Source organism: Pseudonocardia benzenivorans CB1190 (genome assembly GCF_000196675.2).
GTDB lineage: Bacteria > Actinomycetota > Actinomycetes > Mycobacteriales > Pseudonocardiaceae > Pseudonocardia > Pseudonocardia benzenivorans.
In genome coordinates this window covers 188,662-201,511 of sequence record NC_015312.1, presented here as the reverse complement: position 1 = coordinate 201,511, position 12,850 = coordinate 188,662, and the positions used below count along the sequence as shown (strand labels likewise).

The 12,850-nt window shown below is 73.2% G+C and carries 12 protein-coding genes; 5 read left to right on the top strand and 7 right to left on the bottom strand.

Annotated elements, in window-relative coordinates; all coding sequences use genetic code 11:
* Window positions 1-24 precede the first annotated feature (24 nt).
* Both PSED_RS00970 and glf read right to left on the bottom strand, forming a co-directional pair.
* Window positions 25-1,746 (bottom strand): hypothetical protein, encoded by a 1,722-nt coding sequence (locus PSED_RS00970; protein ID WP_013672402.1) that lies wholly within the window; start codon window positions 1,744-1,746, stop codon window positions 25-27.
* A 148-nt stretch (window positions 1,747-1,894) separates the two neighbouring features.
* Window positions 1,895-3,088 (bottom strand): UDP-galactopyranose mutase, encoded by a 1,194-nt coding sequence (glf, locus tag PSED_RS00965; RefSeq protein ID WP_013672401.1) that lies wholly within the window; start codon window positions 3,086-3,088, stop codon window positions 1,895-1,897.
* Between the two features lie 112 nt (window positions 3,089-3,200).
* Between glf and PSED_RS00960 the strand changes: the two genes are divergently transcribed.
* From PSED_RS00960 to PSED_RS00950, 3 genes are read left to right on the top strand one after another with little or no spacing between them, the layout of a single operon-like run.
* Window positions 3,201-5,306, top strand: a complete 2,106-nt coding sequence (locus PSED_RS00960; protein WP_013672400.1) for a DUF6541 family protein — start codon at window positions 3,201-3,203, stop codon at window positions 5,304-5,306.
* 53 nt (window positions 5,307-5,359) lie between these two features.
* The gene (locus PSED_RS00955) at window positions 5,360-6,649 is read left to right on the top strand and encodes a polysaccharide biosynthesis protein (RefSeq protein WP_013672399.1); all 1,290 of its coding nucleotides are present in this window, start codon (window positions 5,360-5,362) and stop codon (window positions 6,647-6,649) included.
* Window positions 6,646-7,683, top strand: coding sequence for a glycosyltransferase family 2 protein (locus PSED_RS00950; protein WP_013672398.1), 1,038 nt, complete (start codon window positions 6,646-6,648; stop codon window positions 7,681-7,683). Before PSED_RS00955 ends, PSED_RS00950 begins: the two co-directional genes overlap by 4 nt.
* Before the next feature lie 24 nt (window positions 7,684-7,707).
* Here PSED_RS00950 and PSED_RS00945 read toward each other — a convergent pair whose 3' ends face one another.
* From PSED_RS00945 to PSED_RS00935, 3 genes are read right to left on the bottom strand one after another with little or no spacing between them, the layout of a single operon-like run.
* Window positions 7,708-8,121: a DUF2304 domain-containing protein gene (locus PSED_RS00945; RefSeq protein WP_013672397.1), complete on the bottom strand. Its 414-nt coding sequence runs from the start codon at window positions 8,119-8,121 to the stop codon at window positions 7,708-7,710.
* Window positions 8,121-8,855: a glycosyltransferase family 2 protein gene (locus tag PSED_RS00940; RefSeq protein ID WP_049803581.1), complete on the bottom strand. Its 735-nt coding sequence runs from the start codon at window positions 8,853-8,855 to the stop codon at window positions 8,121-8,123. The genes PSED_RS00945 and PSED_RS00940 overlap by 1 nt, the downstream gene beginning before the upstream one ends.
* A gap of 32 nt (window positions 8,856-8,887) precedes the next feature.
* Complete coding sequence (locus tag PSED_RS00935) at window positions 8,888-9,598, bottom strand: class I SAM-dependent methyltransferase (RefSeq protein WP_233899261.1); 711 nt, start codon at window positions 9,596-9,598, stop codon at window positions 8,888-8,890.
* Window position 9,599: 1 nt separating this feature from the next.
* Here PSED_RS00935 and PSED_RS00930 point away from each other — a divergent pair, with 1 nt between their 5' ends.
* The gene (locus tag PSED_RS00930; protein ID WP_041759151.1) at window positions 9,600-10,139 is read left to right on the top strand and encodes a dTDP-4-dehydrorhamnose 3,5-epimerase family protein; all 540 of its coding nucleotides are present in this window, start codon (window positions 9,600-9,602) and stop codon (window positions 10,137-10,139) included.
* The gene (locus tag PSED_RS00925; RefSeq protein WP_233899260.1) at window positions 10,136-10,972 is read left to right on the top strand and encodes an SDR family oxidoreductase; all 837 of its coding nucleotides are present in this window, start codon (window positions 10,136-10,138) and stop codon (window positions 10,970-10,972) included. The genes PSED_RS00930 and PSED_RS00925 overlap by 4 nt, the downstream gene beginning before the upstream one ends.
* Here PSED_RS00925 and rfbB read toward each other — a convergent pair.
* Together rfbB and rfbA are read right to left on the bottom strand one after the other, a co-directional pair.
* Window positions 10,959-11,933: a dTDP-glucose 4,6-dehydratase gene (rfbB, locus tag PSED_RS00920; RefSeq protein ID WP_013672394.1), complete on the bottom strand. Its 975-nt coding sequence runs from the start codon at window positions 11,931-11,933 to the stop codon at window positions 10,959-10,961. The two genes, PSED_RS00925 and rfbB, sit on opposite strands and share 14 nt — an antisense overlap.
* Window positions 11,930-12,841, bottom strand: a complete 912-nt coding sequence (gene rfbA / locus PSED_RS00915) for a glucose-1-phosphate thymidylyltransferase RfbA (RefSeq protein ID WP_013672393.1) — start codon at window positions 12,839-12,841, stop codon at window positions 11,930-11,932. The genes rfbB and rfbA overlap by 4 nt, the downstream gene beginning before the upstream one ends.
* Window positions 12,842-12,850 lie beyond the last annotated feature (9 nt).

Sequence of the window (12,850 nt, the reverse complement as noted above, 5' to 3'; positions counted from 1 at the left end):
CGCGCCGGCGAGGTGCGTCGCCCGTCAGGACGCCGCGGTCTCGCCCTGCACGATGCGGTCCCCGCACGACGCACGGGGCGTCGCGCGCTGGGCCGTGTCGTCGGCCGCGGCCCGGGCGGCCCAGGCGCGCAACCGGTCCATCGTCGCCTCGTCGCGCACGAGGTCACGGCGCACCCAGTTGCCGCCGCCGTTGGGTGCCGGCCCGATGAGCACGTAGTCGGCCTGGAACCGCGGGTCGTCGTCGAAGTCCATCTGTGTCCGGAACTCGCCGTGCGCGCGGAAGAAGGTCGGCCGGACGTCGTCGAGCACGTAGTCGCGCACGCCCGCCCAGTCCTTCGCGGCCCAGAGCCTCGCGATCGTCGGCTCGGCGAGCCCGGCGCCGTCGACCAGCAGCGATCGTCCGGCCAGCGCGCCGCCACCGATCTCGGGAGCGAAGAACGTCGCCGAGCGCAGGCCCAGGATGTCGGCGTAGCCGTTGAACTCCCACCCGGTGTTGACGACGATCAGGCACATCGGCGCGGTGGGTGCGGCCCGGAACGACTGCGCGGCCCCGACCCAGCCCACCCCGGAGAGCACGGCGGCGCCGGCGACGACGACCGCGACCACCGCCCGCCCACGCGCCCGCAGCCCGCCGAGGACGTCCACCGCGGCGAGCGTCACCACCAGCGCCCCGAGAGCCCACACCGGTGTGGCGAAGCGGTACTGCTCCATCCAGTCGGGGACGAGCACACCGAACGCGACGATCCCCAGCCCGAGCGGCACCAGCAGGACGACGACGGCCGTGCGCACCGGCGTCGGCCGCAGCAGCGCGGCCCCGACGACGACGGCCCCGACCAGCACGCCGAGCCAGCCGGCGTACGAGACCAGCTCGGTGACCTTGCCGAACCCCGCGACCGTCGGCAGGCCCTGCGACTTCGCCACGGCGGTCGTCGGCAGCAGCTGACCGAACGTCGCCCAGCGCCACCACAGGTACAACCCGACCGGGACGAGGAACGCCACGACGGACAGCACGCCCGCCCCGAGCGTGCGCGCCACGGCGCCACGACGCACCAGCAGGAGCGCGACCAGCGGGAACGCCGCCCCGTAGATCAACCCCTCCGGACGGGTGAGCGCGGCGAGGGCGGCGAGCAGCCCGCAGCCGACCGCCGGGAACGCCGCCGCGACCCTCCCCCGGGCGGCCGCCCGCACCAGCACCGCGCCGATCCACGTCACGGCCAGCGCCAGGAGCGAGTTCTCCAGCCCCGACACGCACCAGATGACGAACGACGGGATCGCCGCGGCGATCGTGCCGGCGACGACGGTGACGACGACCGGCCGGCGCGACACCGCGGACGCCGCCGCCCAGAAACCCGCGAACACGCCGGCGACGCACAGCAGGGCCAGGGCCTTCGGGTAGGCGACGTAGTCCGGGACGCCGAACCAGGCACCGTGGTCGAACAGCCGCAGCCAGTGCCCGACCACGAGCAGCCCGAGCCACGCCGGGTTCGACCAGCCCTCGACGGGCGGCAGCCCCGCCTGCAGGACCGGCCCGGCGCCCGTCGCGACGGAACGCGCGTAGGCGAACGTGATGCCGGCGTCGTCGACCTCCCAGCGCCCGTAGACGAGGGCGTGCAGGCCGAACAGGACCGTGGGCAGCAGCACCGCCGGGACACCCCACCAGACCCGGCGCCCCGACCGGGGCGGCCGGGCGTCCGGGTCGGGCTCGGCCTCCTGCGGCCGGGCGGCGACCTCGGCGGTGTCCGTCATGCGCGGAAGTCTGGCAGGTGTCGTGGTGGCGGCGCGGGAGGCTCGACGCGCCCGCCCGCAACCCCAGCGTCGCCCGCGGCCCGATCGGGAGCGCTCAGGTTGCGGCCGGGGTGTCGGGCGCACCCCCCGCGTCGCGGGGCCGCCGGGGTCAGTCCTCGGACTCGGTCCCGGACAGCGGTTTGCCGTCGACGAGGAACGGGCGCAGCCGGTTGTCGAACATCGTCAGCGCCGAGCCGATGGCCATGTGCATGTCGAGGTACTTGTAGGTGCCGAGGCGGCCGCCGAAGAGCACGTTGTGCTCGGCGGTCTCCTTGCGCGCCCGCTCCCGGTAGCGCTCCAGCTTGGCGCGGTCGTCGGGGGTGTTGATCGGGTAGTAGGGCTCGTCGCCCTTCTCCGCGAACCGCGAGTACTCCCGGACGATGACCGTCTTGTCCGTCGGGTAGTCGCGCTCCGGGTGGAAGTGCCGGAACTCGTGGATGCGGGTGTAGGGGATCTCGGCGTCGTTGTAGTTCATGACCGACGTGCCCTGGAAGTCGCCGGTGTCGCGGCGGACCTCCTGCTCGAAGTCCAGTGTCCGCCAGCCGAGATCGCCCTCGGCGAAGTCGAAGTAGCGGTCGATGGGCCCGGTGTAGACGATCGGCACGTCGGCCGGCAGCTCGTCGCGCACCTCGAAGAAGTCGGTGTCGAGCCGGACGGTGATGTTCGGGTGATCGGCCATCTTCTCGAGCCACGCCGTGTACCCGTCGACGGGCAGACCCTCGTACGTGTCGTTGAAGTAGCGGTTCTCGAACGTGTAGCGCACCGGCAGCCGGGTGATGATCGACGCGGAGAGCTCGGTGGGGTCGGTCTGCCACTGCTTGGCGGTGTAGCCCTTGACGAACGCCTCGTAGAGGGGCCGCCCGATCAGCGAGATCGCCTTGTCCTCGAGGTTCTGCACGTCGGCGGAGTCGACCTCCGACGCCTGTTCCCTGATCAGCGCGCGCGCCTCGTCGGGCGTGTGCGACTTCCCGAAGAACTGGTTGATCAACGCAAGGTTCAGCGGGAACGCGTAGACCTGGCCCTGGTACTTCGCGAACACGCGGTGCCGGTAGTCGGTGAACCCGGTGAACCGGTTGACGTACTCCCAGACCCGCTTGTTCGAGGTGTGGAACAGGTGCGCGCCGTAGCGGTGGATCTCGATCCCCGTCTCGGGTTCCGCCTCGGAGTAGGCGTTGCCGCCGATGTGGGAACGCCGCTCGAGCACCAGGACCTTCTTGTCCAGCTCGGCGGCGGCTCGCTCGGCGATGGTCAGTCCGAAGAACCCGGAACCGACGACGACCAGATCGAAGCCCGTCTCATCCACGGCGACCGAGGGTAGCGGGGACGTTCCGACGGCCGACGCACCCACCCGGTCAGGTACCGCGAACGTCCCGCGTCAGGGCGGTGCCACGGCCGCCGGGCGAGGCGTGGCTAGCATGCGGGAGCAGGACGCACCATCCCCCGACCAGAAGAAGAGCAACGTGATCATCCCGCAGCTCGGTGCTGCCGACGGCGTGGTCGTGATCGCGTACGTGGCGACCCTCCTGGTCCCGGGCGGCCTCGTCGGGCTGGTCGGCGGCCTGCGTGGCTGGACCCTCGTCGCCACCGCCCCGATGTTCACCTACGCGGTGTCGGGCATCGCGGGCCCGCTCTGCTCGACGCTGGGGATCCGCTGGTCACCGCTGTCGTGGGCACTGGCGTTCGTCGTGCTGGTGGTCGTCGTCGGAGGGCTGCGGCTGCTGGTCCGCCGGCGGCGGGGCACACCGCCACCCGGTCCCGCGATCCCGCCCTGGAGCCTCGCGGCCCAGCTCGCGGTCGTCGCGGCGGCGGTCGTCGCGACCGGGACGGGGATCCTCGTCATCCTCGGCGGGATCCGGACGCTCGGGGCGATCCCGCAGGACTGGGACGCCGTCTTCCACGCCAACGGCATCCGCTACATCGCCGAGACCGGCGACGGCTCGCTCTACGGGATGGGGCTCACCAACTGGTACGAGCCCGGCGCCCCGCCGATCTTCTACCCGAACGCCTACCACCTGGTCGCGACGGTCGTCTACGAGATGACGGGCGCGACCATCCCGACGGTCCTCAACGCCCAGACCGTCCTCATCCCGGGGATGCTCGCGCTCTCGCTGGTCGCGCTCGTGCGCCGCTACGGCGGGCGGCCGATCGTCGCGGCCGCCGCCGCGCTGGCCGTCGTCGCCGTCTCGTCGGTCTACGACCTGCTCTGGCGCGGGCCGCTGCTGCCGTTCGCCACGGGGGTCGCGCTGACGCCGCTGCTGGTGGTCCTGGTCGTCGACCTGCTCGACGCGCCGGGTCTGCGCGCCGCGATCCGTCCGGGACTGCTGTTCGCGCTCGGCATGGCGGGCCTGCTGTGCCTGCACCCCGCGATCCTCATCGGTGCGGTCCTGTTCACGCTGCCCGCACTCGTACAGCGCTGGTGGTCGACCCCGTCGCGGGTGCCGCGGGAGGTCGGCCTGCTCGTCGGCGGGGGCGTCGTGGCGGCCGTCGGCTGCGCGGCGCAGGTTGGCGGCACGCTCACCACCGCGGGGACCCTGTCGGCGGTCACGTGGCCCGCCGACCAGACCGTGTCGACGGCCGTCGGCGAGATCCTGACCTTCGGCCACGGCAGCGACACGGTCCAGCTGTGGCTGATGGCGTTCCTGCTGGTCGGCCTGCTCGCCTACCGCAGCCTCGGCGCGCTGCGCTGGACCGGGTTCACCGCGGCGGTGTTCGGGGCGCTGTTCGTCGTCGCGGCGGCGTCGAGCGCGCCGTGGGCGAAGACGATCACCAGCCTGTGGTGGAACGACCGCTGGCGGCTGATCGCGCTGACGGCCGTCCCGCTGTGCATCGTCGTCGGACACGGTGTCGGCGAGCTGCAGCGGCTGCTCGTGACCGGGCTCGCCCGCATCGCCGACGCCGCACGGCACCGGCCACCGGAGTCCCTGCCGTCGGCGAGCCCGGCGACGCGGCGGGTACTGGCCGTCGCGACCTCGGTGCTCGTGCTGCTGGCGTTCGTCGTGCTGACGCGGGGTCTCTACGTGAGCCGCGACCAGGCCCGGATGATGCAGAACACCGGGAACGGACCGGCCGTCTCCCATCTGGAGATCACCGGCATGGAGGAGATCGCGAAGATCGTGCCGCCGGGCGAGCGCGTCCTCAACGACCGGGGCGACGGCTCGACCTGGCTGTACGCGCTCACCGGCGTCGAGTCCGTCGCGGGGCACTATGACGGGTTCCGCACCGGCCCCGACGCGGCCCTGCTCGCGCAGAGCTTCAACCGCTACCCCGACGACCCGGCCGTCCGCGCGGCCGTGCAGCAGCTGGACATCCGGTACGTGCAGCTCGACGCCGGTTTCCTGCGCAGCGACGCCACCCGGGAACCGGGACTGACCGGCCTGCAGAACGCCGACTGGCTCACCGTCGTCTACCGCAACCCCGACGTCGTGCTCTACCGGATCGACACCCCCGGCACCGAGCGGACGTCGGCCGAGGTGCGTGCGGGCGTCCCCGCAGGTCCGTTGCTGTCCGACGGCTCGGGATGACCGGCCGTCACCGCGGACGCGGGGCCGGTGCGCCCGGCGACTAGCCTGGCGCGGTGACCAGCCGCGCCGACTCGGGCAGCCGCGTGCGCCGCACCGGCGCCGCGGCACAGGTCGCGGGCAGCCAGATCGGCCTGGCGCTGTCGAACTACCTGGTGCTCGCGATCGCCGCGCGGCACCTGGACACGGCCGGGTTCGCCGCCGTGAGCTCGTACTACCTGCTGATCAACACGGTCGGGCGCGGGTTGTTCGCGGCGGTCGAGCTCGAGGCGACCCGCGCGGTCGCCGACGCCGTCGCCCGCAGCCACGACACCGCACCGGCCGTCCGCGCGGCCCGGCGCGACACCCTGCGACTGCTCGTCGTCGCGCTGGTGCTGGCGGCCGCGGCCGGGCCGCTGCTGGGCCACGCGCTCGGCGGGACCGGGGTCGCGATCGGCCTGCTCGCGGCCGGCGCGGTGACGATGGCGGCCTCGTACCTGCTGCGCGGCCCCCTCGCCGGCCGCCGGCGGTACGGCCTCTACGCGGCGACGTTCTGGATCGAGGCCGCGGTCGGGCTGGCCGCCGCCGCGGCGTTCGTCGTCGCCGACGTGCAGGGCACGGGGGCGTGGATCGCGATCCTGGCGCTCGCGCCGCTCGTCTCGCCCCTCGTGCTGTCCCGCCCGGCCTCCCGGGTCCCCGCGACCACCGGGGCCGAGGCGTCCGCCGACGCGACGGCGGTACCGCCCCCCGCCCGGGGCGGGGTGTTCTGGTCGGCCGCGCTGCTGCTCGCCGGCCAGGGCGTCTGGAACCTCGCCGCGGTCTTCGTGACCTCGCGGCTCACCGACGCCCCGGCCGTCGCCGCGGGCTTCGTGACGGTGGCCGTCATCCTGCGGGCCCCGGTGCTGCTCTTCCCCGCCGTGCAGGCCATCCTGCTGCCCTCGTTCACGGCGATGCTCGGCGACGGCGACCGGTCCGGCGTCCGCACGATCGTGCGCCGGCTCGGCGCGGCCCTCGCCGTGGGCGGTGTCGTCTGGCTCGTGCTGGCGGTCTTCGTCGTGCCGTGGGCCGCGCGACTGCTGTTCGCCGCCACCGTCATCCCGCCGGCGTGGGTGCTGGTCGTGCTGGCGCTGTCGACGGTCGTCGGCGCGGCGGCGCAGATCGGCCAGACCCGGCTCGTCGCCGAGCGCAGGCCCGCGGCGGTCGCGGGGGCGTGGATCGCCGGGCTGGTCGTGCTGGTCGTCGTCGCGTTCCTGGCGTCCCCGCCCGTCCCCGCCGCTGCGGTCGGCCAGCTCGCGGCCGCCGTCGCCGTGCTCGCGCTGCTGGCCGTCGCCGCCCGCCGTCCCCCCGATCCAGGAGCCGCCCCGTGACACAGCCCCCGGTCGGAGCGACCCGGCCCTCGGTCGGGGTCGTCGTGCTCGCCTGGCGTGCCGAGCCCTACCTCGCCGAGTGCGTCCGCTCCGTGCTCGACTCGCGCGACGTCGACGTGCGCGTCGTGCTCGTCGACAACGGGTGCGAGCCCGACGACCTCGCGGCCGTCGCGCCCGACGACCGGGTCGAGCTGCTCACACCGGGCGTCAACACGGGCTTCGCCGGCGGGTGCAACCTGGGCGTCGAGAAGCTGGACACCGACTACGTCACGCTGGTCAACTCCGACTGCGTGCTGCGGCCCGACACCCTCGCGTTGCTGGTCGCCGAGGCGGCGCGGCCGGACGTCGGGCCCGTCATGGCCGGCATCCGGCTGGCCGAGCCGCCCGGGCTGATCAACAGCGCCGGCAACCCGGTACACCTCGTCGGGCTGTCCTGGGCCGGCGACATGAACCGGCCCGAGACCCGCACCGAGCCGTTCGACGTGACCGGCGCGAGCGGCGCCTGCGTGATGCTGCGCCGGTCGCTGTGGGACGAACTCGGCGGGTTCGACGACGCCTACTTCGCCTACCTGGAAGACACGGAGCTGAGCCTGCGGTCGTGGCGGCGCGGCCTGCCCGCCCGCTGCGTCCCGCAGGCGGTCGCGGTGCACCACTACGAGTTCTCCCGCAACAGCCACAAGATGCACCTGCTCGAACGCAACCGGCTGATGATGGTGCTGACGCTGTGGAGCGGCCGTGCGCTCGTCGTCCTCGCGCCGCTGCTGCTGACGACGGAGGTCCTGCTCACCGGCTACGCCGTCGCGTCGGGCTGGGGGAAGCAGAAGGTGACGGGCTGGATGTGGCTGTGGCGGCACCGCGGGCACGTCGCCGAGCGGCGCCGGCAGCTGCAGGCGGAGCGGACCCGGCCCGATCCAGAGTGGATGCGGCGGCTGACGCCGAACCTCGACCCGCAGGCGATCGGCCCGGCGCCCGTCGTCAAGGTCGCGAACGTGTTCTTCCGCGCCTACTGGGCGCTGGCCCGCCGGGCGCTCTGACCGCCCCGAACGGTTCGACCGCCGTCAGGCGCCGCGCTCGGCCTTCTGCTGCTCGGTCGCGTCCTGCGCCGCGGCGGCCTCGTCGGCCCGCTTCTCCATCGCGTCGAGCCGCAGCCGCAGCGCGCCGACCTCTTCGGCGAGCCGCCGCGACTGCTCCTCCAGCAGCCCGACCTCCCGGGAGAGCTGCAGCGAGACGGCGAACAGCACCAGCAGCGAGCCGAAGAACAGCAGGTTGCTGGGCGTCTGGATGCCGATGGCCTGTGCGACGCCGCGCAGCAGCGACGGGAAGATCGCCACGATCAGCGTGCCGATCGAGATGACGACCCAGATCACGGCGTACTTCTCCCGGAGCCGGCGCCGCCGCAGCAGCTCGACCACCAGCACCAGCGCCGCGACCGCGACGACGACGGAGAAGATCGTGAGGCGGAGGTCGGTCATCACCGGTGCTCGCTCTCCGGACGGCGGCGGATCAGGGCCAGCCCGACGGCGACGACGACGCGCAGCAGGTACACCGCCGAGCGGACCGGGTTGGTGCTCGCGACGCCCGTCTCCCGCGCCCGCATGACGACGGGCACCTGCGCGACGGACAGCCCCGCGCGATGCGCGATGACCAGCGACTCGACGGTGTCGCCGAGGTACTCCTCCGGGTAGTGCTCGGCGAACAGCGCGAGCGCGCGCCCGTGGACGAGCCGGAAGCCCGAGGTCGGGTCGGTCAGCGGGACGCCGATGATGCGGCTGAGTACGAACGACAGCAGCCGCATCGCCCACCGTCGCGGGCCCTTGACGACGTAGCTGCCGCGCCCGGCGAACCGGGCCCCGATCACGACGTCGGCGTCGCGCACGGCGAGCAGGTGCTCGATCTCGCGGGGATCGTGCTGGCCGTCGGCGTCGACCTGCACGACGGACGTGAATCCCGACTCGTGGGCGTAGCGGTAGGCCGCGCGCATCGCGCCGCCCACCCCGAGGTTGAACGGCAGCCGCATCACGAGCGCGCCCGCGGCGTCGGCCCGCTCGGCCGTGCGGTCGGTGGACCCGTCGTCGACGACGAGGACGTCCGCGTCCGGCCTGCTGGCCCGGATCTCGCCGATCACCTTGGCGACGGACTCCTGCTCGTTGAGCGCCGGCAGCACGACCAGCAGCCGCTGCTCGTGTGCGGGACCCGACCCGTTCAACGAGATCTCGACGCGCTCGAGGCCTTCCGTCGTCACGACCTGCTCGCAGTGGCGGCCACGGTCACGAACTCGTTGTAGGTGAAGACCTTGCCGGTGAACCGCGGCAACGGGAACGAGAACTCGCGCCGGAACGTCAGACCCAGCTCGGCGACCAGGGCGCGCAGCGCGGCGTGGTCGGTGAAGACTGTGTGCGTCGCGTCGGAGGCGAAGCCGCGCTCCTGCGGGCAGATCAGCACGACGGGCGACCCGGGCCGGACGTAGGCCAGGTAGGGGCGGATGACGTCGGCCGCGGCGCCCTCGTCGAGGTGCTCGACGACGTGCGCGACGAGCATCGCGTCGAACGGGGTGGTCTCCTCGGGCGTGCGGGCGAGGAACTCCGCGCTCGTCTCGGCCTGGAAGCCCTGCTTGCGGCACAGCTCCACGGAGGTCGGGTTGTGGTCGACGCCGACGCTGCCCGGGGGCAGGTTCGCGAGGTTGCGCCCGATGCCGCAGCCCACGTCGAGCGTGCGTCGCTGACCGATGAGCCTGCGCAGGTTCCACCGGTACGGCCGCTGCACGTCGACGAGGCGCTTCCAGCGCGCTCCCGACAACGTCGCGAGACGCTCGGAGTAGGCCGTCGACGTCGTATCGCCTTCTCCCGCCACGGCGCGCACCCTACCGGCCGTGCCGAGCCGGTCGCCGACCGACAGGCCGCGCCCGGGTGCGAGGATGCCGTCGATCCCGCCCACTGGAGGACCCGCCACCGTGGCAGAGCTCAGCGTCGACACCACGTCGATCCCCGGACTGCTCCGCGTCACCCTCGCCGTGCACGGTGACAACCGGGGCTGGTTCAAGGAGGCCTACCAGCAGGCGAAGCTGCGCGAGGCGGGCTTCCCGGAGTTCGACATCGTGCAGAGCAACGTCTCGTTCAACGCCGAGCGCGGCGTCACCCGCGGCATCCACGCCGAGCCGTGGGACAAGTACATCTCCCTGGCGCACGGCCGGGCGTTCGCGGCGATCGTCGACCTGCGGCCGGGCCCGGCGTTCGGGCGGGTCGAGACCTTCGAGCTCGACCCGGGCAACGCGATCTTCGTGCCGCGGGGGTGCGGCAACTCCTACCAGACGCTCACACCCGACGTCGTCTACACCTACCTCGTCAACGACCACTGGTCGCCGGAGGCGCGGTACACGCTGATCAACGCGTACGACCCGGCGCTGGGGATCGACTGGCCCATCGCGGAGGCCGACGCGATCCGGTCCCAGAAGGACATCGACCACCCACCGCTGGCGGCGATCGCCCCGTGAGGGTGCTGCTGCTCGGCGCGGGCGGCCAGGTCGGCCGGGCCCTCGCCGCCGCACTGCCCGACGCCGTCGCCCTGACCAGGGCGGACTTCGACATCACCGGCGGTGGGCCCGAACCCGCATGGGACGAGCACGAGGTCGTGGTCAACGCCGCAGCGCACACCGACGTCGACGGCGCCCAGACCCCCGACGGCCGGGTCGCGACGTGGCGGGCCAACGCGTCCGGCCCCGCGCTGCTCGCCGACCGCGCCCGGCGGCACGGCTTCACGCTCGTCCACCTCTCGACCGAGTACGTGTTCGACGGGCGCAAGTCCGGCCCGTACACCGAGACCGACCCCGTCGCACCGCTGTCCGCGTACGGCGCGGCCAAGGCCGCGGGCGACCTGGCGGTGCGCGGCGTCGAGCGGCACTACCTGGTGCGGCCCACGTGGGTCGTCGGCGAGGGCCGCAACTTCGTGCGCACGATGCTGGGGCTGGCCGGGCGCGGGATCGCCCCGACGGTCGTCGCGGACCAGGTCGGCCGGCCGACGTTCGCGCCGGACATCGCCGCCGCGATCGTGCACCTGCTCGACGTCGGCGCACCGCACGGCACCTACCACGTCACCGGCGGCGGGGAGCCCGCGTCGTGGGCGGACGTCGCGCGGGCCGTGTTCGCCGCGGCCGGCCGCGACGACCTCGCGGTCACCGACACGACGACGGCCGAGTACTTCGCCGGCAGGCCCGACGTCGCGCCGCGGCCGCTCAACAGCGTGCTGGACCTGGGACGCGCGCACGCCGCCGGCGTCGTGACCCCAGACTGGCAGGAGAGCCTCGTCCGCTACGTCAGCCGTTCTTGAGCGGTTCCCACCAGTCCCGCCGGTCCCGGTAGAACGCGACCGTCTCGGCGAGCCCCCGCTCGAACGGCACCTGTGGCGCGTACCCCAGCTCGTCGGCGATCTTGGACCAGTCGACGGAGTAGCGCCGGTCGTGGCCCGGCCGGTCCGCCACCGGCTGGATCATCGACTCGTCGGCACCGACGGCGTCGAGCAGCAGGTGCGTGAGCTCCCGGTTGGACAGCTCGGTGCCGCCGCCGATGTTGTAGACCTCGCCGTCGCGCCCCTTCTCGACGACGAGCTGGATGCCGCGACAGTGGTCGTCGACGTGCAGCCAGTCGCGCACGTTGCCGCCGTCGCCGTAGAGCGGCACCTTCTTCCCGTCGAGCAGGTTCGACACGAACAGCGGGATGACCTTCTCCGGGAACTGGTGCGGCCCGTAGTTGTTGGAGCAGCGCGTGATGCACACCGGCAGCCCGTGCGTGCGGTGGTAGGCCCGGGCGAGCAGGTCCGATCCCGCCTTCGACGCCGAGTACGGCGAGTTCGGCTCCAACGGGTGCGTCTCCGGCCAGGAGCCCTCGTCGATCGAGCCGTACACCTCGTCGGTGGACACGTGCACGAACCGGCCCACCCCGGCGTCGAGGGCCGCCTGCAGCAGCACCTGGGTGCCGACGACGTTGGTCGACACGAAGTCGCCCGCACCGGTGATCGAGCGGTCGACGTGGGACTCGGCCGCGAAGTGGACGACGACGTCGACGCCGGCCATCACGTCGCCGACCGCGGCCGCGTCGCGGATGTCGCCGCGGACGAACCGGTAGCGCGGCGAGTCGGCGACCTCGACGAGGTTGGTCAGCGTCCCGGCGTAGGTGAGCAGGTCGAACACGGTGACGTCGGCGTCGGCGAACGCCGGGTAGGCGCCGGCGACCAGCTTGCGGACGTAGTTCGACCCGATGAAACCGGCCCCGCCGGTGACCAGCACCCTCACTGTGTCCGAGCCCCCTGTGCCTGCGCTCCTCGTGCTCGCGCCACGTTCATGACGTACTCCCCGTAGCCGGACTTGCCCTGCGCGGCGCCGAGGGCGAGGCAGGCGTCGGCGTCGATCCAGCCCCGGTCGAGCGCGATCTCCTCGAGGCACGCGATGCGCACGCCCTGCCGGTGCTCGAGCACCTGCACGTACTGGCTCGCCTCGACGAGCGAGTCGTGCGTCCCGGTGTCCAGCCACGCGAAGCCGCGGCCCAGGTCGACCAGCCGCGCCCGGTCGCGCTTGAGGTACTCGCGGTTGACGTCGGTGATCTCCAGCTCGCCGCGTGCCGACGGGGTGAGCCCACGCGCGATGTCGACGACGTGCTCGTCGTAGAGGTACAGCCCGGTGATCGCCCGGTTCGACCGGGGCGCGGCCGGCTTCTCCTCGATGTCGACGAGGCGGCCCGACTCGTCGGCCAGGCCCACGCCGTAGCGCTGCGGGTCCCGGACCGGGTAGCCGAACAGCACCGCGCCGTCCTCGCCCGCCGCGAGCCGCGCGATGCAGCCGCGCAGCACCGAGGCGAAGCCCTGGCCGTGGAAGATGTTGTCGCCCAGGACGAGCGCGCAGTGGTCGTCACCGATGTGCTCGGCGCCGATCAGGAAGGCCTGGGCGATACCGCCCGGCTCGGGTTGCGCGGCGTAGCCGAGCCGCAGGCCCAGCTCGGCGCCGTCGCCGAGGAGGCGCCGGAACAGCGGCTGCTCCTCCGGCGTCGTGATGACGAGGATGTCCCGGATCCCGGCGAGCATGAGCACCGAGAGCGGGTAGTAGATCATCGGCTTGTCGAACACCGGGAGCAGCTGCTTCGAGACGGCCCGGGTGATCGGGTGCAGGCGGGTGCCGGCGCCGCCGGCCAGGATGATGCCCTTCACGGCCGGCCG